19 protein-coding genes and 2 pseudogenes are annotated in these 23,157 nt (G+C 55.9%); 10 read left to right on the top strand and 11 right to left on the bottom strand.

Features of this window, described 5'->3' with window-relative positions; translation table 11 throughout:
* Positions 1-36 precede the first annotated feature (36 nt).
* Entirely contained in the window at positions 37-1,080 is a 1,044-nt protein-coding gene (locus P9250_RS31165; protein WP_310397179.1) for an IS110 family transposase, read from the top strand.
* Positions 1,081-1,313: 233 nt separating this feature from the next.
* On the opposite strand, the pseudogene P9250_RS31170 reads toward P9250_RS31165, so the two are convergent.
* Positions 1,314-1,595: pseudogene (locus P9250_RS31170) on the bottom strand (transposase); the annotation flags it as partial.
* A gap of 415 nt (positions 1,596-2,010) precedes the next feature.
* Between P9250_RS31170 and P9250_RS31175 the strand changes: the two are divergent.
* Together P9250_RS31175 and P9250_RS31180 are read left to right on the top strand one after the other, a co-directional pair.
* A complete protein-coding gene (locus tag P9250_RS31175) occupies positions 2,011-3,036 on the top strand; it encodes a porin (protein ID WP_310397181.1) in 1,026 nt (341 codons plus the stop codon).
* Positions 3,037-3,668: 632 nt separating this feature from the next.
* Entirely contained in the window at positions 3,669-3,923 is a 255-nt protein-coding gene (locus P9250_RS31180) for a transposase (RefSeq protein ID WP_409014992.1), read from the top strand.
* A gap of 396 nt (positions 3,924-4,319) precedes the next feature.
* Here the strand turns inward: P9250_RS31180 and P9250_RS31185 are convergent, their stop codons facing one another.
* The 7 genes from P9250_RS31185 to P9250_RS31215 all read right to left on the bottom strand — a co-directional run bounded on the left by P9250_RS31185 (position 4,320) and on the right by P9250_RS31215 (position 11,930).
* Positions 4,320-4,838, bottom strand: coding sequence for a cupin domain-containing protein (locus tag P9250_RS31185; RefSeq protein ID WP_310397183.1), 519 nt, complete (start codon positions 4,836-4,838; stop codon positions 4,320-4,322).
* A gap of 113 nt (positions 4,839-4,951) precedes the next feature.
* Entirely contained in the window at positions 4,952-6,250 is a 1,299-nt protein-coding gene (locus P9250_RS31190) for an MFS transporter (RefSeq protein WP_310397185.1), read from the bottom strand.
* 306 nt (positions 6,251-6,556) lie between these two features.
* Positions 6,557-7,846, bottom strand: a complete 1,290-nt coding sequence (locus P9250_RS31195; protein WP_310397188.1) for an MFS transporter — start codon at positions 7,844-7,846, stop codon at positions 6,557-6,559.
* Positions 7,847-7,899: 53 nt separating this feature from the next.
* Positions 7,900-8,913 (bottom strand): SMP-30/gluconolactonase/LRE family protein, encoded by a 1,014-nt coding sequence (locus P9250_RS31200; protein WP_310397191.1) that lies wholly within the window; start codon positions 8,911-8,913, stop codon positions 7,900-7,902.
* Between the two features lie 40 nt (positions 8,914-8,953).
* Positions 8,954-9,736, bottom strand: a complete 783-nt coding sequence (locus P9250_RS31205) for a TIM barrel protein (protein WP_310397193.1) — start codon at positions 9,734-9,736, stop codon at positions 8,954-8,956.
* Positions 9,737-9,746: 10 nt separating this feature from the next.
* The gene (locus P9250_RS31210) at positions 9,747-10,937 is read right to left on the bottom strand and encodes a CoA transferase (RefSeq protein ID WP_310397195.1); all 1,191 of its coding nucleotides are present in this window, start codon (positions 10,935-10,937) and stop codon (positions 9,747-9,749) included.
* 3 nt (positions 10,938-10,940) lie between these two features.
* Complete coding sequence (locus tag P9250_RS31215) at positions 10,941-11,930, bottom strand: hydroxymethylglutaryl-CoA lyase (RefSeq protein ID WP_310397197.1); 990 nt, start codon at positions 11,928-11,930, stop codon at positions 10,941-10,943.
* A gap of 152 nt (positions 11,931-12,082) precedes the next feature.
* Here P9250_RS31215 and P9250_RS31220 point away from each other — a divergent pair, with 152 nt between their 5' ends.
* Positions 12,083-12,979: a LysR family transcriptional regulator gene (locus P9250_RS31220; protein ID WP_310397198.1), complete on the top strand. Its 897-nt coding sequence runs from the start codon at positions 12,083-12,085 to the stop codon at positions 12,977-12,979.
* Positions 12,980-13,187: 208 nt separating this feature from the next.
* Here the strand turns inward: P9250_RS31220 and P9250_RS31225 are convergent, their stop codons facing one another.
* Entirely contained in the window at positions 13,188-14,126 is a 939-nt protein-coding gene (locus P9250_RS31225; RefSeq protein WP_310397199.1) for a LysR substrate-binding domain-containing protein, read from the bottom strand.
* 127 nt (positions 14,127-14,253) lie between these two features.
* Between P9250_RS31225 and P9250_RS31230 the strand changes: the two genes are divergently transcribed.
* The 3 genes from P9250_RS31230 to P9250_RS31240 all read left to right on the top strand — a co-directional run bounded on the left by P9250_RS31230 (position 14,254) and on the right by P9250_RS31240 (position 17,691).
* Positions 14,254-15,129, top strand: coding sequence for an amidohydrolase family protein (locus tag P9250_RS31230; protein ID WP_310397200.1), 876 nt, complete (start codon positions 14,254-14,256; stop codon positions 15,127-15,129).
* A gap of 96 nt (positions 15,130-15,225) precedes the next feature.
* Positions 15,226-16,524, top strand: a complete 1,299-nt coding sequence (locus tag P9250_RS31235; protein WP_310397202.1) for a dicarboxylate/amino acid:cation symporter — start codon at positions 15,226-15,228, stop codon at positions 16,522-16,524.
* Between the two features lie 162 nt (positions 16,525-16,686).
* The gene (locus P9250_RS31240; protein WP_409015005.1) at positions 16,687-17,691 is read left to right on the top strand and encodes a porin; all 1,005 of its coding nucleotides are present in this window, start codon (positions 16,687-16,689) and stop codon (positions 17,689-17,691) included.
* A gap of 73 nt (positions 17,692-17,764) precedes the next feature.
* Here the strand turns inward: P9250_RS31240 and P9250_RS31245 are convergent.
* Positions 17,765-19,302, bottom strand: a protein-coding gene (locus P9250_RS31245) for an IS3 family transposase (RefSeq protein ID WP_310397206.1) whose coding sequence is annotated in 2 segments (ribosomal slippage) — positions 17,765-19,209 and positions 19,209-19,302 — 1,539 coding nt in all. Because the reading frame shifts where the segments join, the coding sequence is not laid out codon by codon here.
* Between the two features lie 49 nt (positions 19,303-19,351).
* On the opposite strand from P9250_RS31245, the gene tnpC reads away from it, so the two are divergent.
* From tnpC to P9250_RS31260, 3 genes and pseudogenes are all read left to right on the top strand, one after another.
* The gene (gene tnpC / locus P9250_RS31250; protein ID WP_310397647.1) at positions 19,352-20,836 is read left to right on the top strand and encodes an IS66 family transposase; all 1,485 of its coding nucleotides are present in this window, start codon (positions 19,352-19,354) and stop codon (positions 20,834-20,836) included.
* Positions 20,837-20,866: 30 nt separating this feature from the next.
* Positions 20,867-21,001: a hypothetical protein gene (locus tag P9250_RS31255; protein ID WP_310397208.1), complete on the top strand. Its 135-nt coding sequence runs from the start codon at positions 20,867-20,869 to the stop codon at positions 20,999-21,001.
* 479 nt (positions 21,002-21,480) lie between these two features.
* A pseudogene (locus tag P9250_RS31260) lies at positions 21,481-22,502 on the top strand (IS30 family transposase).
* Positions 22,503-22,708: 206 nt separating this feature from the next.
* Here the strand turns inward: P9250_RS31260 and P9250_RS31265 are convergent.
* Positions 22,709-23,149, bottom strand: a complete 441-nt coding sequence (locus P9250_RS31265; RefSeq protein WP_310397209.1) for an avidin/streptavidin family protein — start codon at positions 23,147-23,149, stop codon at positions 22,709-22,711.
* Between the last annotated feature and the right edge of the window lie 8 nt (positions 23,150-23,157).

The following is a 23,157-nucleotide window of genomic DNA, read 5'->3' on the forward strand; positions in this document are numbered from 1 at the left end:
GCGCGATACTAAGCGCTACCATCTGGGAGAGCGACCATGAACGATCACCGCGTGCACGTAATTGGCATTGATCTCGGCAAGAATTGGTTCCACCTTATAGCCATCGACGAGCGAGGCGGCGAGATCTTTCGCAAGAAGCTCAACCGTGGGCAACTCGCGGAGTTCGCGACTACTGCGCCAAGATGCCTGATCGCGATGGAGGCATGCCCTGGATCTCAATTCTGGGGGCGACGGCTCCAGGAGGCTGGCCATGAATTGCGCATCATTCCGGCTCAGTTCGTGAAGCCGTACCTCAAGTCGAACAAAAACGATTTCAACGACGCGCAGGCAATTGCGGAAGCGGCTAGTCGCGAAAGCATGCGCTGCGTCCCACTAAAAACAATGGATCAAGTCGAACTACAAGCTTTGCATCGAGTACGCCAGAGATTCATTGTCGAGCGAACAGCCGTCGTCAACCAGATGAGAGCGCTGCTTCTCGAGCATGGCATCGTCATCCCGGTTGGACGTGCGCTCTTCGCACGGCGTCTGCCAGCAATATTAGCCGACACCGAGAGCGGCTTGTCGCCACGACTGGGCCTGCTCATTGCGCGGCTGCGTCAGCGATGGCTAGCCCTAGACGAAGAAATCGACACGGCATCAGCTGAAATTACGCAGATCGCGCGGGAGTCGGAGCTCTGCCGACGTGTCAGCACAATACCTGGCGTCGGACCGGTTGTTTCAACCGCACTCATTGCTGCTGTCGGCAACGGCACCGCATTCAAACGGGCGCGCGATATGTCGGCGTGGTTGGGTCTTGTGCCAAAGCAATACTCAACTGGCGGCAAGTCAAATCTTGGTGGCATCAGCAAGCGCGGCAACGCTTATTTGAGAATGATGGTAATCCAGGGCGCGCGAGCCTTGATGATCCACTTGAAGCGCGATCAATCCCGCATAGGCTTATGGCTCCGAGAGGTCGAGCAACGTCGTCACCCACACGTTGCCCTAATCGCTCTGGCCAACAAGATCGTCCGTATCTGCTGGAAGGTGTTGACCAGCCAGCAACCCTATCGGCCATTTGTGGAAACATCCGCAGTTGCATGAGCAACCCGAGCACTACCGTCCTGTTTTGCGAGCCCTGAATAGCTGATGACACAGAACCGTTGACCGGCATGCCGAAAGCCCGGCTAAAAAAGCAATCCTTAAAGACTGAAAGCTTTATTGGGGCATGGTGTGCGCGGATTCCATCACGGCCAGCAGTCTGCGGACTGCAACAACAGGCCGGATACATTGACGCAAACGTTGTTCTGTCGAAACCGCAAACCAGTGACTTGCAAATCTGGGGCAGACCATACATTTTTTAAAATGGCCTTCTCACGCTCGAGGCGTTCGATACGTGCCTCGAGTTCCTGAATACGCTGTTGATCCGGCGTGATTGCCTTGCCCTGTGGCGTGACGCCCTAGCGTTCCATCTGAAGTTGCTGCACCCAGCGGCGCAGCACCATCTCGCCGACGCCGACCGAGCGGCTTGCTTCCATATGGCTATAGCCCTGGTCGAGCATCAGACCGGCGGCTTGCTGTTTGAACTCCGGGGAAAACGTACGTCGTTGCTTGCTCATCAGACACCTCTTCATGGCGACCATTCTCGCCTAAATCAGCGTCCGGATTCATTAGACCACTACAGGACATCTCCTTAGCTTAGTCGCGTCAGCTTGCGGCAGGCTGACGGCAATCTGGCACGCGCGCCAGGCAAGAACGTGTTTCTTACGACCGAATCCCGACGCGACGCGGCGCTGTTACGCGAGAATCGCCAGTGCAATTAGGACTTGGACCAGCGAGGGCAAGACCCGTGTATTCCCTAAGGTAATCGAAAAGTACCAGCGAATCCGTGCTTTGTGCAGGGACCCAAGATGGCGCACCGAATACTCTGCATCTGTGCTCATTGTCGATGATGCACACGAAAGGCCTAACTTGGCGCCCTATTCAATCGATCGCATGATGCGAATTGATTACGATAAGAAGATCCGGAGACAAATGAAAAAGACTCTTCTCGCAGCTTCCGCAGCGGTGTCCTTCGGCACGTTTCATGGTGCCTATGCACAAACCTCGGTGACCCTCTACGGCGTCGTCGATAACGGCATTGAGTATCAAAACGGCGGCGCAAAAAGCGTGGTCCGTGCCTCATCCGGCGGTCTGTTCGCAACCGTCTATGGCATGATTGGTCACGAAGATATCGGCGGGGGCGTCCATGTCAATTTTCAAATGGAGCAAGGCTTTTCCGCCTTCAATGGAACCTCCCAAGTAGCAGGGGCCGCTTTCAACCGGCTCGCTTGGGTCGGCATGTCGGGAGCCTTCGGCGAGTTCCGGGTCGGCCGTCAGAAGAAGCCTCAGTACCTTTTTCTTGACGGCGAACTCGACCCGATCGCGGGCAAATCGATTGCTTCTTCTTTTAGCGATCTAGCGAGCGTTTCAGTTCGCGCCAGTAACGCATTGACGTACTTCACGCCCCGTTATCGCGGCTTTGAAGCGCAGTTCATGGTGGCCATGCGTGACTCCACCACAAAGCCGACGAATGGGCTTCAGCTCTATAACGCAGTCTTCAAGTACATTAACGGCCCGTTGCATCTTGCGGCGGGCTACGAGCGACAAGCGAATGCGACGGGCACTTCGGTTCAACGGAATTTCGTTCTTGCTTCTTCTCTGAGGTTCGATGCCGCGCGATTTCACCTCGTCTACACGACGGAAAAGCAATCTGACCATAGTCTGGATGTCTCCATCTACACTGCGTCCGCATCGGTTCTTCTAAATCCTGCGAATGAAGTTGCGTTGATGTGCGGCTACCTTCACGACCGCAGCGGAAGAGGTAACAACGCCCAACAGGTTGGGCTCGGCTATATGTATTTCCTCTCGAAGAGTTCTATTCTCTATGCATTGGCAGGCCTGGTTGACAATCGTAATCAAGCAACGAATGGACTCGAGGGCACCGAGTACTCAGGGATATCTGTTACGCCTGGAGCCACCGCGCGAGGAATCATCATCGGAATGACGCACAAGTTCTGATGCGCATGCACCATATTTTAATCAACTAGCAATAAATATATTAAATTTCCTTATTATTTAGCCCTTCCGTCACATAAAAGACGAGCGGTGATGATTGGGGCGGCGGAAGGACGATTTTAGGCAATCACCGTGGCCGTTATTGCTTTCCACTTTTACGAGATAAACTTCAACGGGTTGTACGGAAAGGCATCGTGGTGTCAACTGGTACTACTACATTATGCGCTCCCAAATGCTTTTAGCTCCTTCAAATTATGAGGCTCTGCGGCACGGGCATCGATCCTGACCATTGCGTGCGTGCGCGATGGGACGAAGGTCATTGGAAGAATTGCACAAACGATTCTTCGCAAAGGCTTCCAGTGAAATCATGTGGTCTCTGAAGATTGCCGCTCCTTCTTCCATCCGCACTGAACACAGCCATATCGGACAACTATTATCGCGAGCTCTGAAGCGTTGAATACATTGCAAACGTTTAGTTTTGCAAATCCGTTCGCCTCACAAGGCGCTATCGATTCACGGGTAATCCTCAGCCATTTCGTTCTCTACGGTGGTGAACAGGCAATCCGGAGGACTCCTTACCCGATGGCTGGCATTCTGCATGTACTACGGTCCGAAGTTCGCTGGTAAGGTGCTGGATGCGTGGGCTTATAAGGTGGGTGTCACGCTGTCGTTATCCGGCCCGGCAGGCCCGTGGACAACGCCTACATCGAGAGTTTCAACGGGCGATTCGGGACGAATGCCTGAACGAGCACTGGTTCGTTTCCATGCGCCATGCCAGGCATTTGATTGAGGAGTGGCGTATCGAGTACAACACCGAGCGGCCCCACAGCTCGCTCGGTTATCTTGCGCGATGCGATTCGTGCAGGCGCACGAAGCGAAGGAATTATTAACCTCGGACTCTAACTCCACTTCGTACTAAAACGGGGCAGGTTAATAACCGGCCACACCGTCGCGAGCGGCCGACGTCTTCTCGATGCTCATTGCTGGGGCGTTGAGTGGCGTCGGGGTGCCGCTCGTCCCTCGTCTATACGTCCAGCAGGAACTCGCCGAGGGACGCTTGATCATTCCGGTGGGGCGGTCAAAACCGTGGCCTTAAGCGCTATTGCTTCGTTTATCCGGAACATAAAGAGATGTCGCCCTCACTACGAGTGTTAGCTGACTATCTGCTCGAATGCGCTGCCCAAGCACGTACCGCGTTATTGACTAGCTGAACCGGACCCTGATCGCAAATTCTTCGCGTGACAAACCTAGCCCACCCTCACACAAGATTCGCGGCGCAAGCACTTCTACTTGGCACTCCCGCGGTCAGAATAAAACTTGCTAAAGTCCTCGGGCGGAGTAGTCACGCTGATATAAATCAAAGTCTCATTTCCGGAGTTAACTACTCCGTGAATGGCTCCCGCAGGCGTACGGACAACGTCTCCGGCGCGAATTTCTCGAGTAGCGTTATTGGCAAGAAGCAAGGTCCCTTGCCCCTTCTCGACGATCCACTCCTGCTCCGATATGGCATGGCTGTGACGTTCCGAAACGGCCTTGGGCTGCATTGTCACGCGAGTGATCGTCATCTTCGCTTCCGGAGAATTTTTATACCAAAGCAGTTGGACTGAATCTTTGCCCGGATTTTTCAGGGTCGTTGTCGTATTGCTAGGAAGGATTTCGACTGCTGGCACCGACTGATTCGCTGGTTTGTTCTCGGATTGGTTGGATTGCATAGTTTGCGATAACGCAGGGTTTGAACTGGCAAGCGAATAAGATATTGCGACGACGGAAGAACATAAGACGGCGAGGCGCTGTAAACGCTGCATGAGTGCTCCTTAATCTTTGGAGGTGGGGACGTCTTGTGCGTAGGTTTCTGGTTAAGACATTCGTCCGTGAACTTTGTGCGCCACTTGAGTCCAAGCTCAAGTTTCGGTTATCTTCACTGCGCATCCGACACGGGTTTGAGCGAAGGACTTTCGACTGGGCGTGCACTGGATTCGGCAGGCGAGGCTTTCTCACGTATGAAGAGCACGAGCCCGGCACAGATAACAAGGCACCCTGCCATGAGTGCAAATGCAGACCGGTAGCTCCCTCCGGTGGCGCTAATTGAGAAACCGATGACAATCGGCGCGAGGGATCCACCGATCTTTCCCGCTCCATTGATCACCGAGCTGAGAAAGCCCATTGCTTCACTCGGCATTTTTTCGGTGACTAGCGCCCAAAACGGGCCCTGCGCCATGAAGATGCCACACCCAGCCGTCACGGCCATCAATGCAATGCAAGCTTCTGCACTCGACGCCTCAAAGGCGGCATAGAGCGATACTGCGCCAATCATCCATATGGCGCTTAAGAAGTACGCCTTATTCCCACGGAAAATCTTCGTCCCGATGGTGTTTGCCAACATTAGGCCAACGAAACCTGCGAGGTACGGCAGCGAAGCATAGACCCCCATTTTAACCATGGCGAAATGGCGGACGTCTACCAGGTAGGATGGCATCCATGAGAAGAACCCCCAGTAGGTGACATCATAGACAAGGTAGATTACGCACATCATTAACAGCTTCGGCACCTTGAAGGCTTCAATTACGCTAATCTTTTTGGACCGCGCGGCAGCCGATTTGCCTTCATAGATCTCGAGCTTTTCTGCCTCCGTGATCTGTGGGTGTTCACTTGGTTGCGAATACAGATGTCGGTACACAAGGAACGCCACGAGCGCTCCTGGGATCGCAAATGCACAGAACATCACGCGCCAGCCGAAGTTGTGTACGAACCAGACAACAATCAATGGCGTTACAGCCGGAGCCAGCGCGGTAGCGCCAGACATCATCGACGTCGCACGCAGACGCTCCGCTTTCGGGAACCATACCGAAACAGTCTTATATGCAGCGGGTACCTGAAAAGCCTCACCCACACCAAAAAAGAAACGGATAGCAATCATACTCACTATGCCACTGGCCATGCCAGTCGCGGCAGTGAAAGCGGTCCACCAGGTCAGTGCAATCAACATTGTTTTGCGCGACCCGATTCGGTCCGCCATGATGCCTCCGATCACCTGAAACCAGCCGTAGCCGATGATGAAAGCACTCATCGCGAGACCAATTTGGCTAGCGCTCAAATTGAGTTCTTTGGCGATGAAAGGCGCCGCCACACTAAAATTGGCTCTATCGAGAAACGCTACGATGTAAACCAGCCAGAGCATTAACAATGTCCGATTTCTAACTTTCCATTTCTTTGCCACGTTTCCGTCTCCTCTTTATAATCTTGTCGGCCGCAGTAACGCTCGTATTTGACAAGCCCGCGAACCCGTGCCGTGCATTGCAATCAATATGAGTACATTGTCAAAGCCCGCGGCGACGCAGGCTGACTCAAGAAATCAACGCCTCGACCGCGAGGAAAAATCGCCTCTTCTAGGTCGGCACTTAAATGGCTTTCATCTTATTTGCGCGCTTTTCAAGGCGAGCGCTATATTAGGCCCGACGCTTCTTATAAGAAGGGTGCTAGGCCTGACGGGCTTCTGGCTTATTTCTTCGGAGACGAACCCATCTCAATGAAATGCAACATCGGGTTCGTGAGACACAGTGCGGCGACTTGAGAGCGCAATGAGCACCAACATGACAGCTGCGCCGGCAAAAAGCGCGTAACCCAAAATATAGAAGCTGCTTGCAGCGCTCGCGCCTTGAGCGAAATACCCTACTGCCATCGGTCCAACGATGCCTCCGCAACTAGCGAAGATGTTCATCAAACCAACAGCGGCGCCAGCTTGGTTTCGTGGGAACATGCTGATTGCCCAGCTCCACCACGTACCTGCGCCGGAATAGAGGCCCGCACCGGCTACGCTGAACATAACCACACTCCACATCAACGTTTGTGGACCGTAATGTTGAGCCAGCAAAGCGAATCCCGCAACGCTGATCGGAAGCGCTACAAACCAACCTCTCGATACGCGAGTGCGATCCGAAAACCGTGCGTTCAAGTACATCGAGAGCGCACCAAATACAAACGGGATGGCAGTGAACACTCCGGTCGATGAATATCCGTGCGGGAAGAAGCTTTTTATAAGACTCGGCATCCACAGGCCAAAGCTGAAGATAACCATGATCCAGAAGAAGGACGCCAACCCGAGCAACCAAACTGCGGGATGTGTCAGAACCGAAGCGAAGCCAGAGTTCTGGCTCGTGCCATGATTGCGACGACTCAGAATATATTCACGTTCGCGCTCACTGATGCGCTTGTCGGTCGCCGGATCGTCAGATACGTACCGGAGGAAAGCGAGTCCCATCACAATTGCGGGAATGCCCTGAAGAACGAACATCATCTGCCATTGCACCACGTCAATCATCCATCCGGCCAACGGAGCCATAACGACCGTCGAGATGGGCATCGCATACTGCGCGACACTCACAGCACGTCCACGCTCCTCTCCCGGAAACCACTGAATGAACAAGATGGCGAATGACGGCCAGATCACTCCCTCCGCGATGCCCAGAAGAACCCGCACAAAGAGCAAAGCATGAAGATTCGAAATAACCCCTGTCAGGCAGGCGGCGATGCCTGTTGTAATGAGCGCGAAGCCGACAACTCGCCGAGGACCGATGCGTTGAGCTACTGCGCCACCAGGTATCTGCGTTAGCACGTAGCCCCAAAAAAAGGCCGAGAGCAGAGTGCCGATGACTCTCATATCCAGAGCAAGATCTCGGGCGATAAGCGGAGCAGCGACACCGATGTTCGACCGGTCAGCGAATGCCACGAGGTAGCTGATGAACACGATCACGCCGATTCGAGTCCACCGCGATCTGCCGACGGGTCGGTCAACATCATAAGCCTGTGTTGTCATGCTTGTCTCCAGCTCTAATTGTGGTTGCACTTTATTTATGCGTATGGACTTCTTTATGAAACGGAATGCTGCCTCTTAAGCGTTCGGTTCCAATGAACGGGCGTCAGTCCGGGCACTGGACTCTCGAAAGCCCGCACACAATCGTCCAGTAAGCAACCGAGGTATGCGGTTTTCAAAGAAGGTCCTCCGAAAGCGAGACTGGAGATGTTCCCTAGTCGGGAGTTGCCTGCCGAACTCATGTCATGTTGCGTCAAGCTTCCCAAAATAAATTTTTCCTGTAACTCACGTGCGTAATCATCGTCTCTATCCTGTAATACCGTCTGGATTTGCCCGTCCGGGCGAATAACATAGAGTGTGTTGCTACCAATGCAGGTGACCCATGCGCCTCCGAAGGCATCGAACGTCAATCCGTCCGGAAAGTCGGCGTTATCGTAGGTCGCAAGAACCTCCTTCGGACCCACCGTGGCATCGTCATGAAGGGGAAAGCGGCTAGTACGCTGGTTGTACGTCTCATTGACATAAAGCCACTTCCCGTCAGGAGAGAACGCAATCTCGTTGGTGTAACCGAGCCCATCAGCAACAACGCGTACTCCCGTCTCGTCTGCCACCGCGATGTAACCATCGGCAACTTGATGAGTCCACGCAACTGTCCTCGGCCTCTGACGGGTGCTGATCGTGAACCACAGTCGTCCCGCTCGATCGTTGACCAGGTAATTGCTCGGCGGGAGCGGCTCGCCGTTCAAGCTCTCAATTAGTGGTTGTGCAACTCCGAGAGCATTAACCGAAAAAATGCCGCCAAGCTCCGATCCCAGATCGGCGAAGAGCACATCACCACTGATTGAGAGCGCTATGCCGTTCGGCAAAAACTTTCGCAATCTCTGGTCGCTAATGATCACATCCTGCGTGCCGCCCGTTGCACTTACAACTGTGTAGCCACCGTTTCCGTTGGCAACGATTAGATCGCCGTTCGAGAGTGCCAAGACGCACTCGGGACGTTTCAGACCACGGGTGACAACGCGGAGGTCGTCGAAATCAACGCGAAAATCGCGTGGAAGTGGATAATCCATTTGCCGCCTCTTTCTCAATCTATCCAACTGCAAAGGTAAGTTACGCCGGTCGTAAGTCTGCCATCCACTCGAATGATTCTTCGCTGGTGCGAAGAGGCAGGTACTCACACCCGATATAGCCCGCGTAGTTAGCGTCTTGCAAAGCCTTGAACACTGCCTCGAAATTGACTTCTCCCGTCCCCGGCTCATGACGGCCCGGGTTGTCGGCAATCTGGACATGAGCCGCAAAGGGCAGCGACCTCTTCATCCGCTCGATTAGGTTTCCTTCACCTCGCTGGAGATGAAAGAGGTCGAGCATCACTCGTAGGTTGGTCTTTCCGAGGGTTTCAATCGCTTCGAGGGCTTGCGCCTGTGTATTGAGTAGATAGCGTGGACGGTCGATGCTGTTAAGCGGCTCGATCATCACTGTGATACTCGCTTGTGCGGCAAGCAAGCACGCAAAGTCGATGCACTGCAGATAGTTTTCCCACGCCACTGTTCGATCGGCCTGGGGTGCAAGCAGTCCAGCCATGATGTGAACGTTAGAGCAACCTATTTCGCGAGCGTAACCGATCGCTTGTTCAGCACTAGTCTTGAACTCTTCGAACTTGCCTGGATCTGCCGCGAGGCCCCAATCTCCCGCCGTGACGTCTCCTGCGGGAGAATTAATACCCACGCATTGGAGCCGATGCTCAGCGAGCAGTATGGCGACTTCTTTGCTGGCAAGTTCGTAAGGAAACCACACTTCAACCGCATTAAATCCTGCGTGCGTGGCGGCGGCGAAGCGTGAAGCCAGCGGTAATTCTTGAAAAAGAGTCGAGAGATTTGCGGAGAAATTTAGCATGGTTTTTCGCCTAGCGGACATTCGCTTCAGGTACGCCGGTCCGCGCATCACCTGCGCACGCTACATCCCACTCACTGACTATGTCAGACAGGTGCGCACCCTTCTCCGGTGCCGGATGACGGACTACACATGGGGTCTTCGAGAGTTTGACGGGGAAGCCTAACGTCCGGATCGACCCATGCCCGGGATGGTCAACTGATATCACCATCTCGCGGTGCAGCGTCTGTGGGTCGCTGAGGGCCTCCGGGAGGTTCTGTACCACGCCGCAGGGCACGCCCGCTTCGTTGAGGTTTTTTACCCAGTTCGCCTGTGTATCGGTTGATATCTGCTCGTTGATCAGCTGATTGAGCGCATCTCGATTTTTTATCCGCAACACATTCGTCGAAAATCTCGGATCGTTACGTAGCCCTTCCATGCCCAACTGCTCAAGGAATCGATTGAGCACTGCCTCAGTACTTGGGGCGACGGCAATGTCGCCATCGGCCGCTGTGAACATTCCATACGGTGCCGTGATCGGATGATCGTTGCCGCTTCGCTTCGCAGGCTCGCCAGTCGCGAGATGATCAGACGCATACCAGGCGAAGAGGCTCATCAGTGAGTCAACCATCGCCGCTTCTACACGCTGACCCTCTCCGGTCATGTCACGCACGCGCAGTGCGTTCACGATCCCGAACGCAGCGTAGAGACCAGCGACCAGGTCACTGATGGGAATGCCGCTGCGAATAGGATCATCGTCGACCTTGCCGTTCAAGCTCATGAACCCGCTCATTGCCTGAGCGATGAAGTCGAACGCCGGCCGTTGCGCGTACGGACCTGTTGATCCGTACCCATTGATGGAAGCAGTCACGAGCCGTGGGTTAAGTTCCGACAGCCTTTTATCAGTCAAGCCCATCTCATCGAGGACACCAGGGCGGAAGTTCTCGACGAGCACGTCTGCTCGCTCAATCAACGACGAAAGCGTCGCTTTCCCGCTTTCCGTCCTCAAATCCAGCGTGATCGACCGCTTATTGCGATTGAATGAAGCGAAGTAAGTTGAAATCCCATTGACGATCGTTCCTTGACCTCGGATGGGGTCGCCCACGCCGGGCGGCTCGATCTTCACAACGTCAGCGCCCATGTCGCCCAGCAACATCGTGCAAAACGGGCCAGACAGTATACGTGTAAGGTCGACGACCTTGATACCAGCGAGCGGCAGTGTCATGTTTTACCCCGCAGCCGTCGCAACGGCATCGGTAGCGTGCAGCCGGAGTCTTGGCCCAGCCTTCATCACTTGGCCAACCAAGCCCTTGCCGAGGAAGGCCTCCATCTTCTTGGCAACCAAGATGGCTTTTTCCAAATCGACACCAGTTTCGTATCCAGATTCTTGCAACAGAAAGAGCAGATCCTCTGTGCAGATGTTGCCGGTCGCCCCAGCGGCAAACGGGCATCCGCCCAGACCGCCGACGGACGAATCGTAACGGGTGATGCCCTCCTCCAGGCCGACGATGACATTAGCCAGACCAATGCCACGAGTGTTGTGCAGATGAAGCGCCAACTCGATACTGGACGGCAATGCAGCGCGGATCGCGCGTACCAACCGGCGGATGTTCTCCGGGGTAGCCATTCCTGTCGTATCGGAAAGAGTCACTTCAGTCACGCCAACTTCCACGTAGCGCCTCGCAATTTTTTCGACTTGCTCGATAGGGATGTCCCCTTCGAATGGACAGCCGAATGCTGTCGCGACGGCTCCGATCAACGCCTTTGGTTGCCGAGACTCGGTTGGTGCAAGAAGCACTTGCGCCACCTCGTCGAGGCCAGCGAGCGACTCGTCGACACTGCGGTTGAGGTTTTTTCTGTTGTGGGTGTTAGACGCGGAGCACAGCAAGACCGCAGCATCGAGCCCGGTCTGGACAGCGCGTTCTGCTGCGCGGAGATTCGGAACGAGTGCGGAAAGACGAGTGTCGGGACGGCGTTCGATACCTGCCAGCACTTCTTCGGCATCGGCAAGCTGCGGAACGGCTTTCGGTGAAACGAAGGACGTAACCTCAATGTTCTTGATGCCCGCCGCGAGCATATCGTTGATCAGTTCGATCTTTCGCTTCGTGGGCACGAACGTGGGTTCAATCTGCAACCCGTCTCGCGTACCAACCTCGGTCACTGTAACGAACGGCTTATCCGAAAGGACGACGGGGGAGGAATTCTCTTGGATTTGCACTGATTTGTCTCCGACTTTTCGCCCCAGTGAGAGGGGCTCTGGGCGCCCGCCGATATCCGACGGGAGATTTGAGGACTATGATGAACGCCCTTAACAACCGCAAAAAGCGATCGTTCGAGTGCCCCTCCCTCTCGAACGGAGATGCCCCGACGATGCGACATCTGGATACCCGCACAGCACAAATCTTTTTGACGATCGCGCAAGAAGGAAGCATTGCAAAGGCAGCCACACGCGAAAACATGGTGCCATCGGCGGTAAGCAAACGCTTACAAGAGCTCGAGGCGGCAGTTGGCGTCTCGCTCGTTGAACGCAGTCAGAAGGGAATTCAACTGACGCCTGCCGGCGAGGCAATGGCCCACCATGCACGAGTGGTGGTTTTGGCGCTAGAAGCTCTGCAGGCTGAAATGGCCGATTACGTCAATGGCGTTCGCGGACACGTACGGGTGCGCGTCAGCGCCTCGGCCCTCGCGGCAGGCGTGCCGGCGCAAATCCAGAGCTTTTTAGAGAACCATCCCGACATTAAACTTGATCTCGAGGAACAAGAGACTCCCGTCATCGTGCGTGACGTTATCGAAGGCCGAGCAGACGTTGGACTCGGGCCGAACATTTTCGTCCACGAAGGACTCCAACTGAGGCCTTACGGACGCTATGATCTGGCCGTTGCTGTACCTCAGAATCATCCGCTTGCTCGTCATCTCTCGCTGCGATACGAAGAGACGCTTGCTTACGACCATGTTGAGCAGCCGAAGACCACCGCGTTGTCGCAACTGCTGGACTACGCCGCTAAGCAAGCCTCGATGATCAAGAAGACAAGAATCCATGTACGAGGTTTCGACGCGGTATGTCACATGGTTGGGCTAGGCATGGGAATCGGCATTGTGCCCTCGTTCCTTTCCAAGACATACGCCCCGACCTATAGCCTGCGCTTTATTCCACTGACAGACGCATGGGCTCACCCACTGATCTGCATCATGTACCGCGAGCGTTCCACCCTACCTGCGCCAGCACTTGCCTTGGTTGAACATCTCGAACAGAACGCTTCTCGGTGAACATTCGCAACTGCGCACAGCCTTCCACCATGTTCACTAAGCAGTCGCCCGGGCGGCAGCCAGTATCACAGCTGTCGCCAATTCGCTCACCAGCCCTTTAGTTCCGGGCAGCTAGTGGATGTCGCTCAGGCCCGCCTGCTACCGATGGCGCCCAGCGCGGAAGTCGATTGGACCGTTAGAAAGATGATTTCTTGCTCACCGTGTTGCCTCACGTCTTCTCCACTCGCGTTAGTCCAGGATTACGGTCGGCGGTGTATAGGGGAAGGACCACAGACTCGATCAGGCCGATCGCTTCCATCGCCAGATGTGACAACGTGTGCTGGCTGCTGGTTGCGATAGTCAGACGGCTGTGCAGCGTCGGTTGGCGTATACGCGTGACAGAAAACGGGCGCCTGAGCGGATCGGTGGCCGTTGCATTGATGGGCAACACCGCGTACCCATAGCCCTCGCAAACGAGGTCAAGAATTGCCCCCACGGCATCTACCTCCAGTGCGATGGTGAGCTTGACACCCTCCTCGGCGGCGCGTGCTTCTACAATCTGTCGCAGCGCATGCATGCGGCCGGGAATGACAAGCGGGTAGCGCGGAATGTCTTTCAGGCGGATCTGCTTTGGCGCCTCAGCGCCTTTCTCGCCTGCAATGCCAATCAGGAACAATTCCTCTTCGAATACTGCACGCTTCTCGACCAGTGCTGTGAGTGAAGTATCGTAAAGCACCGCTGCGTCTAGGCGGCCCATCATCAGCCACTCCGTCAGATACGTAGATAGCCCTTCGGCCACCGAGATGGTCGCCTCGGGGAACTGCTGCCTGAACTGCCGAATCAGCTCCTGCGTGGCTATCTTGGCAAAACTCGGCGCAAGCCCGACGCTAAAGTGGCCACCGACTGCTCCCTGCAACTGTCGAAGATCGTGCCGCGCACGCTCGGCCTGCAGCAGCATTCCCTTTGCGTGGCCCAACATGACCTGCCCCGCATCACTTGCTACCACACCGCGCCCGTGGCGCACGAGCAGGGTCTGTCTTAATTCGACCTCCAATTGCCGCACTAGGCGGCTCAAGGTCGGCTGATTGGTATCCAGGATCGTGGCTGCGCGCGTAAAACTGCCAAGTTCCACCACATGGACAAAGGCCTCAAGCTGCTTAAGCTCCATTCGACCATCCTATACACAAATCACATATCAGCTAGTCGGTTATATCGATTGTATGAAATAACCTGTAACCCCACAATGGGTGATCGGTTGTCCATCACCGCACCCTTCCGAGTGGAGCTTAATAGACATGAAGTCGTGCCTTCCGCCAGATCCGAACCCCGTCGAGCCCATGTATGCGCTGCCCGCGCTCTCATGCGACGCCCATTGCCACGTGTTCGGTCCCGCCGAACGTTTTCCGTATGCCGATGATCGCACCTATACGCCTCCCGACGCGCCGTTCGAGTCCTTAGTCGCCCTCCACGACCATCTGAGGCTCTCACGCGGCGTGATTGTTCAAGCAAGCTGTCACGGCACTGACAACACCGCAATGCTCGATGCGATCGCGCGTGGCAATGGGCGATATCGGGGTGTTGCAATTGTCGATGCAGGTGTGACCGACGAAAAGCTGAACGCCCTTAACGACGCAGGTGTACGCGGCGTTCGCTTCAATTTTGTTGCGCATCTGGGCGGGGCTCCTGACCTAGATGTGTTCGATCGCGTCCTCCTGCGAATTGAAGCGCTTCGCTGGCACGTCGTGCTGCACCTTGATGCGCAGGACATCGTCAGATATGCCGATCTCATCAGACGAATTCGTGTGCCATTCGTCATCGACCACATGGGACGCGTGCGCGCCGAGGCGGGTCTGGACCAAGAGCCGTTTCGTCAACTGCTCGAACTGATGAAAAACCCGCTGGCGTGGGTGAAGGTGTGCGGCTCCGAAAGAGTTTCTGCCGGCAAGAGGCCGTTCGACGACGCAATTCCTTTTGCGCGTGCACTCGTTCAGGCGGCACCGGATCGAGTTCTTTGGGGCACGGATTGGCCACATCCGAATATCTCGAAGGACATGCCCAACGACGGGGAACTCGTCGACCTACTGTTCCGCATTTGCGACGATCCCAGGCTCATTCACAAAATACTCGTCGAGAATCCTGAGCGACTTTACGATTTCGCCCCAGTCAGATAAAGACGGTCGCAAAGACCGCAAAGACAACATAACGGAGACAAGCATGACCCAAGCCGAAATTCGTTCGCGTATCACGCTTGCCGTGGGGTATTCGCGATGAATGTCGCCTCATCCCCGGAAGCCGTTCCGCGCCCGCGCGTTCCCTTTTATCGCCAACTCTACGTGCATGTGTTGGCCGCGATCCTAATTGGCGTATTGCTCGGTCATTTCGCACCGACGCTGGCGGTCCAGATGAAGCCTCTGGGCGATGCGTTTATCAAGCTCGTCAAGATGGTGATAGGCCCCATCATCTTTTGCACTGTGGTCTCCGGCATCGCAGGCATGGGCGACATGAAGAAGGTAGGACGCGTCGGCGGAAAAGCGCTGCTTTATTTTGAGGTGGTCTCGACGCTCTCCTTGATCATCGGTCTGCTGGCCGGACACCTGCTGCGCCCGGGTGCAGGATTCAACCTTGATCCATCCAGGATCGACGCCTCCGCTCTCTCCGGCTATGCGACTAAAGCTCATGAGCAAAGTACGGTCGAGTTCCTGATGCACATTATCCCGAACACCGTTGTGGATGCGTTCGCGACGGGCAACGTGCTGCAGATTTTGCTCATCTCAGTGCTGTTCGGCGCAGCGCTCGCCAAGTTCGGCGAACGAGGTAAGCCGCTAGCCGACTTCATCGGCGGCATCGCTAATGTATTTTTTGGCATCGTTCACATCATCATGAAGACGGCGGCCATTGGGGCGTTCGGCGCAATCGCCTACACCATCGGAACGTATGGCGTCGGATCGGTCTTGCCGCTCCTCAAACTGATTGGCGCTTTCTATTTGACGCTCTTTGTGTTCGTCGTCGTCGTGCTCGGCGGCATCGGCCGGGTGATGGGCTTCAATATCTTTCGCTTTATGAGCTACATCCGCGAGGAGCTTCTTATTGTTCTCGGAACCAGTTCGTCTGAAGCGGCCTTGCCAGGCATACTCGCAAAGCTCGAACGCCTCGGCTGCTCCAAGCCGGTAGTCGGGCTTGTCGTGCCGGCGGGCTACTCGTTCAATCTCGACGGCACGAATATCTATCTAACAATGGCGGTTCTCTTCATTGCGCAGGCCTTCAATATCCAGCTGACCTTCACGCAGGAAATGACGTTGGTCATTGTCGCGATGCTCACATCGAAGGGGGCAAGCGGCGTGGCTGGCGCTGCGTTCATCATGCTCACCTCGACGCTACTGGTGTTCCCCATCATCCCGGTATCCGGAATGGTGCTGATTCTCGGCATTCACCGCTTCATGGGTACTGGGCTAGCGATCGTCAACACGATTGGCAACGGCGTCGCCACGCTGGTGGTCTCGGCTTGGGAACGAGAACTCGACCGCGACAAACTCGACGCAATTATGAGAAGGCACGTCGTCGTGTAAGGCCCGACTTCGCATTGGAGACCGCCGCTTGAGCGGCTCTCCACCCCGAAACACAATCAAAACATAAGGAGACTGATCGTGAAGATCAGGGGAAACGTACGCCCTCAGGGTTTGGCAGCCAAGAGTTGTCGCTTACACGCGAGCACTTGCGCCGCATTCGTATTGTGCGCAACAAATGCGGCCGCGCAAGTGCAAGCCACGCCGCAGGTGCAAGGTGGCTCGCAGGTACAGCTTTACGGAATCATCGGCACCTACATCGGGAGTGTGAAGCGTAGCGACATGCCACAATCTGCAATACTCATGGGGAGCGGAGGCCTTACCACGTCCTTCTGGGGAATCGGAGGCAAGGAAGACCTTGGTGGTGGCGTCAGTGCCATCTTCGCCCTTGAGAGCTTCTTTCAACCGCAAAACGGAGCGCAAGGTCGCAATGCGACTGACCCATCCTGGTCGCGCAACGCGTACGTGGGCTTCAAAGGTGACTTCGGTCAAGTGACCTTTGGGCGGCACAGAAATCCGACCTACACGGCAGAAGCTCTCGTCAATCCATTCGCATCATCGACCGTCTTTTCGCCGCTCGTGGTCCAGACCTTTGTGGCCAACTATGGCGGCACGATCATCGGAGATACGGTGTGGAATAACACCGCCAAGTATACGACCCCGAGCTTTAAGGGCTTCGGCGCAACAGTAATCTACGGTCTTGGTGGCGTTGCGGGTTCGCCTGGTATCAGTAATCTCGGCGTTCACTTGAATTACCAAGGTCACGGACTTACGGCGGTGCTATCTGGCCAGCGCGTGCGGTACACAGCAGCAGGGCCTGTGGGCGCACAGTACGCCTATCTTGCGGGCGCAGCATACGACTTCAAGGTCGTGACGCTCTACGGGGCGTGGGCGATGACAAGTGATGTAAGCACGCTTACTGGCAGTCATACCTACGAAGCAGGGTTGTCAATCCCCTTCTCGCCCGCGGACTTCCTGCTTGCAGAGTGGGCGCGTACGCGGCGGTCCGGGTCTACGTCTTCGACCAGCAGTCTTCGCAACACTGCCGCGCTCGGTTACGACCATCTACTGTCCAAGCGAACGGATATCTACGCGATTTACTCTTTGGACAAGCTGAGCGACCACCCTATCGGCAACACTTTTGCCGTTGGCGTTCGGCACACGTTTTGACGATCACTTATAGGACGAGCAATGATGATCATCGATTGTTGATTTGGGGATGCGGCTATTTTCTTGGACTGTTTTATGTTGTTAGACCAAGGCTTTTACGGTACTCGATGGGGCTGAGATAGCCAAGGGAGCCCTTAATCCGTTTCTCGTTGTACCAGCGAACGTAGGCGTCCAGTATCTCAACAAACTCCGCGATGGTCGTCGAACGCCAGTCTCCTGGATAGAACATCTCGGTCTTCAGCCTGCCGAAGAATCCCTCGCAGGCAGCATTGTCAGGGGAACAGGCTTTCCGCGACATGGATCGAATCAGATTAGCCTTTGCAACCCGCGATAGCCAGCCCGGCCAACGGTAGTGGCCACCCCGATCGGAATGCACGATCGGCGTTTTATCTTCTTCAGTCACGGTTTCGATAGCCGCATCCAACATGGTATTCACGAGCTCTGCATCAGGGCTTGTGCCAATCGACCAGCTGACTACCATGCCATCGAAGCAGTCGATCATGGGCGACAGATATACCTTACCCGCAGGAATCTGGAACTCGGAGATATCCGTCACCCACTTTTCGTTGGGGGCGTCAGCACGGAAATCGCGATTGATGATGTTATCTGGGGCAGGGCTGATTTCCCCAATATAAGAACGGTATCGGCGCCGCCTGGGCCTGGCTGCATGGAGGCCGCCTTGTTTCATGAGGCGACGCACGACTTTCTCTGATAGAAACACACGTTGTCGGCCGAGCGCTGCCTGCACCCGACGATAGCCGTATGATCGGTGATTGTCCTCGAAGATCTCTGCAACGGTACGACGGACTTCTGCATATTTGTCGGCAATCCGCATGGACGACCGTTGGTAGAAATAGGTGCTGCGCGCGAGGTCCAACCGCGCAAGCAGCTCAGCCAAACTGTATTCGTCTCTCAGGGCGTCAACCAGCGTCGTCTTCTCCCGGTTGTTCAGGAGTGGCAGGTCTACGCCCAGGTCTTTTTTTAGGAGTTCATTCGCCTTCTTCAACAGGTCGTGTTCAAGCTGCAGATTGCGAATGTCGCGCCGGAGTCCTTCGACCTGTCGCTCCAGTTCGTCCCGATCCGTCTCTGCAGGTGTTCGCTTGTCGCGTTTCATGGATGCAGGGGCCTCCCGGCCAAGTAACTGGGTCTTCCAGTTGTACAGCGTCACCCTGTCGACGTCCAGCTTTCGCGCCAACGCCCGCGCACTTCCTTCACGTGTGCAGAGTTCGTACACAGCGGCCTGCCTGGACGCTAATGACGCGGCCGGTCGCCCTCGTTTGCCAACCACGTGTTTCCTGGTTTCCGGATAGCGCTCGCGAACCCACGCCGTCAGTATCTGGCGACAGGGATAGCCTAATGCCCTGAGAGTGAAGGCGACGCAGCGCCCGTGGTTGACGTAGTGCTCGAGTGCTACGTTCTTCTGTTCCTCTGAGTACTTCGGCTTTCCGCGAACATACTCATTCTGCAAATCGCCCCTCTTCTCGAATTCTTCGCACCACGCCTTGAGAGAATTCTTTGCGGGTAACCCAACTGGCGGATTGTCGCCTTGATGCGCTTGCCGAGTTTCAGGTACAGCTCAACCGCCCGAACGCGGTCTTCGTATGAATACATGGACTACCTCCTGGTAGTCCAAGATTTTGTCCGCACCCCCATCGAGAACATGGTGCGGGAGATCGCCGCACGGGACGACGAAATCGAACGCCTGAAGGCGCAGATCGACAAGCTCAGACGGATGTACTTCGGGAGCAAGTCCGAGAAACTGGCCCGGCAGATCGATAAACTCGAGGCGCAGCTGGAAGACCTGACGGCCGGTCAGGGCGCGGCCGAGACGCGAGGACACCGAGACAAGACGTCGACAGCGCCGCCCGGTCGAGCGCCCACGCGAGAGCCGCTGCCGCCGCACTTGCCACGCGATGAAATCGAACTCACGCCGAATCCGGCTTGCCCCAAGTGTGCGACAACGATGCAGCGACTCGGCGAGGATGTCTCCGAACAGCTCGCGCGCGTGGCGGCTGCGTTCAAAGTGATCCGCACGATCCGTCACAAGCTGTGCTGTCCTGACTGCGGCCACATCGAACAGCCCGCGATGCCCAGCCTGCCGATCGAGCACAGCATCGCGCATCCGAGCCTGCTGGCCGACATTGTGGTATCGAAGTTCGCCGATCACCAACCGCTGTATCGCCAATCGGAGATTGCGGCACGCGACGGCGTGACGCTGGATCGCGCCAGCATGGGCCGCTGGATCGGGCAGATCGCCGAGCTCTGCGGGCCGCTTGTTGAAGCAATCCAGCGCTACGTGCTGGTCGCCGGCAAAGTACACGTCGACGACACACCGGTTGCGGTGCTCGCGCCAGGCAACGGAAAGACGGTGACCGGTCGCTTCTGGGTCTACGTGCGTGACGATCACCGCTCGGGCTCGACTGAGCCGGCTGCAGTATGGTTCGACTTCTCGTCGAATCGCAAAGGCGTACATCCCCAGACCCGGCTCGCCGCATTCCGCGGGATCCTGCAGGCCGATGCTTACGCCGGTTTCGATCAATTGTATGCGAGCGGCGAGATCCACGAAGCGGCATGCTGGGATCACGCGAGGAGGTACATCTACGATGTTCACGCGCGCACACCGACTCCAGATACCCAGCAACTGCTCGAGATGATCAGCGAGCTCTACAGTATCGAAGCCGACATCCGGGGCAAGGCGCCTGACGAGCGGCTGCGCTTGAGGCAGGAAAAGACCAAGCCGTTGCTCACGAAGTTCGAAGCGACGATCAGGGCGAAACTCGCGACGCTGTCGACGAAGTCCGCGCTCGCCAAAGCAATCAACTACTCGCTGAACCACTGGGCGGCGCTCGTATTCTACTGCGAAGACGGTCAAGTCGAGATCAGCAACGTGCTTGCCGAGAACGCGCTGCGCTGTGTCGCGCTCGGACGCAAAAACTATCTGTTCGTCGGCTCCGACAGCGGGGGCGAGCGGGCCGCCGCGATGTATAGCTTGATCGGGTCGGCAAAGCTAAATGGGATCAACCCGCGCGCCTACCTCGAATACGTCCTGACCCACATCGCTGATCACAAGATCTCACGCATCGACGAATTGCTGCCCTGGAACGTGGCCGACAAACTGAAGCCGGCCACTCCGCCTACACCTTAACCGGATAGATCTGGAAGATTTGGATGGATCATGTCCACGATCGCCTGTGATCTAAATGATTTCCGGCACGCCATCAACATCACCATCATGCCTCACGCGCGCACGAATGAGGAACTGGCCCAGCCGAGTCGCTTACGACCAACCCGCCTCACTTTTATTTTCTGATATATTTCGCATTGCGAACTACCCTTAGGTTTATGTAAAATTCGCTAACAAGCGGTGGAATATTTTCGGGCTACCCGCTCTAGAGTAACAAGGCTGACCAGCAGCAGTGCGATCGAGCGTTCCGACTATTGCAGACCTATGTATGTGCCCGCGAGCGATCGAAACTTTCGCGCAAGAAAAGACGTGCGCGCACGTTCTTTAGCGTCCAGATACGAGCTGACCTCTCTAACCGCACGTTCCAACGTGAGGCTTCATCTTGCAAGCCGGCGTCGAGCGCGCGCCGGCGAAACAGCTTATTGAGCGTGATTGCCCCGGAGAGAAGTCGCGAAATCTCTGGAGTGCGTCCAGAAGCTTTCTCATCCAATGCGGAGGCAGCGTCTAATAGACCCAATCAAATTCTATTTCGGCTTACCATCAATGGATTAAGGGAGGCGGCCTCAAAAGCGAAGTGCAACACCTGTCTCGTATAAGGTGTTGCAATGCCCGACAAAACTTCGTACCAGCAGCTTCAACCTGAAGAGCGCCTCGCCATCGCAAGCTGCGACTGCAGGATGTGAGCATTCGGGCCATGGCCTGAATGCTCGGGCGCTCGCAGTCCACCGTGAGCCGTGAACTAACGCGAAACAGTTCTCCTGCTGGCTACGCATCAGTGCCGGCCGAAGCACTCAGCGCCGCCCGCCGTAGCGCGGGCTGCCGCCCCGCGAAGCTTTGCCTACAAAGCGTTTCCTGGCGGGTCGTGCTCACCCTGCTCGAATGGAAATAAACACCTCAGCATATATCGGGCGCACTGACGCGCATGTATCCGACCGACCAGACCCAGCACGTATCGCACGAAACCATCTACACGGCTATCTACGCTCAGCCGCGTGGCGAATCGCGCCGCCAGTTGATTGCCTGCCTGCGCCACGGCCACAACACCCGCATGTCCCGCACGCGCGGCACCGACCGGCGCGGGCAGATTCCCGACATGGTGAGTATTCACGTGCGCCCGCCCGAAATCGAGGACCGCCTGCTGCCTGGTCAATGGGGAGGCGACTTTATCAAGGGCGCCGGAAATCAATCGTCTGTCGGCGTCCTGGTCGAACGGACCAGCCGTCTAGTGCTGCTCGCCAAGATGGAAGACGACACCGCCGCTTCAGCGCTGGCGGGCTTCTCCGCCAAACTCAACTCGATTGCAGCACCGCTGCGACAAACCTTTACCTACGACCAGGGAAAAGAAATGTCGCGGCATCAAGAACTCACTGCAGCCACTGGCGTGCGCGTGTACTTCTGCTACCCACATAGCCCCTGGCAGCGCGGGACCTGCGAAAACACCAACGGATTGCTACATCAATATTTGCCTAAGGGCACCGACCTCTCGGTCTACACTCAGGACGAGCTCGATGCCATCGCCGACAGCCTGAACAGCCGGCCGCGCGCAACCCACGCGTTCCATTCGCCATTCGAGGTCCTCGCTGCGACACTTGCCTCAGCGAGCCAATCTCAAAGCGCTAAACATTAACCCCCCGTTGCACTTCGATTTGAAGCCGCCGGACGTTATAAAGTTATCGTCGCCAGACGTTGAGCGCGAGACGCGGGTTCACATCGAGCGTTTAGAAAGATCTTTCAGATCCGATCTGCACGTACCGACAAAGTTACAAGAAAAAAATCTCAGTGATTTACGAACTTAGGTGCGTTTTGTTAATAGCGATGCACGCCTAGTGAATGCTACTGCACTTCAACCCTTTGGAATGTGTCTGTCCCGGAGGAAACATGATTAGCTACCGCCCCCGTCATGCTCTCGCAAAGTAGCCACGTCGTAACGATGCGCTCGATGTTGCCGCGCTCAGCTGCTTTGTACTGTCCAACTGAAGAAGCGACAGCTGCATAGCGTCCCCAGTCAACAGAAAAGCAGATCCGATCACCGCTAACGAATCCGGCAACGCTGAACTCTTCCTCAAAACCCTCCCTACCAACTTGAGTTCGATATTTGCCGAGAACGGAACTCCCTGTGATTGATAGCTCCAACTCCGCGCTAGTTCCGCTTCGCCACCTGCCGTCGAAACGCACAGCCTTTTTTTCGGTGCCGTCACGACGCGGCCTTCCGGATTTCTTGCCATCTATGCGCGGTGGCTTAAGTAGGTCTATAAAGTTCTTAGAGGTTTCCATGATTCGTT

It is taken from the genome of Caballeronia sp. LP006 (genome assembly GCF_031450995.1).
Lineage (GTDB): Bacteria > Pseudomonadota > Gammaproteobacteria > Burkholderiales > Burkholderiaceae > Caballeronia.

Bases quoted from the DNA above. Each gene is read 5' to 3' on its own strand.
- P9250_RS31225 (WP_310397199.1), bottom strand. From the start codon at position 14,126: ATGGAGCTTAAGCAGCTTGAGGCCTTTGTCCATGTGGTGGAACTTGGC.
- P9250_RS31200 (WP_310397191.1), bottom strand. From the start codon at position 8,913: ATGGATTATCCACTTCCACGCGATTTTCGCGTTGATTTCGACGACCTC.
- P9250_RS31175 (WP_310397181.1), top strand. From the start codon at position 2,011: ATGAAAAAGACTCTTCTCGCAGCTTCCGCAGCGGTGTCCTTCGGCACG.
- P9250_RS31210 (WP_310397195.1), bottom strand. From the start codon at position 10,937: ATGACACTGCCGCTCGCTGGTATCAAGGTCGTCGACCTTACACGTATA.
- P9250_RS31220 (WP_310397198.1), top strand. From the start codon at position 12,083: ATGCGACATCTGGATACCCGCACAGCACAAATCTTTTTGACGATCGCG.
- P9250_RS31185 (WP_310397183.1), bottom strand. From the start codon at position 4,838: ATGCAGCGTTTACAGCGCCTCGCCGTCTTATGTTCTTCCGTCGTCGCA.
- P9250_RS31255 (WP_310397208.1), top strand. From the start codon at position 20,867: ATGTCCACGATCGCCTGTGATCTAAATGATTTCCGGCACGCCATCAAC.
- P9250_RS31265 (WP_310397209.1), bottom strand. From the start codon at position 23,149: ATGGAAACCTCTAAGAACTTTATAGACCTACTTAAGCCACCGCGCATA.
- P9250_RS31180 (WP_409014992.1), top strand. From the start codon at position 3,669: ATGCGTGGGCTTATAAGGTGGGTGTCACGCTGTCGTTATCCGGCCCGG.
- P9250_RS31205 (WP_310397193.1), bottom strand. From the start codon at position 9,736: ATGCTAAATTTCTCCGCAAATCTCTCGACTCTTTTTCAAGAATTACCG.
- tnpC (WP_310397647.1), top strand. From the start codon at position 19,352: ATGGTGCGGGAGATCGCCGCACGGGACGACGAAATCGAACGCCTGAAG.
- P9250_RS31235 (WP_310397202.1), top strand. From the start codon at position 15,226: ATGAATGTCGCCTCATCCCCGGAAGCCGTTCCGCGCCCGCGCGTTCCC.
- P9250_RS31165 (WP_310397179.1), top strand. From the start codon at position 37: ATGAACGATCACCGCGTGCACGTAATTGGCATTGATCTCGGCAAGAAT.
- P9250_RS31230 (WP_310397200.1), top strand. From the start codon at position 14,254: ATGAAGTCGTGCCTTCCGCCAGATCCGAACCCCGTCGAGCCCATGTAT.
- P9250_RS31195 (WP_310397188.1), bottom strand. From the start codon at position 7,846: ATGACAACACAGGCTTATGATGTTGACCGACCCGTCGGCAGATCGCGG.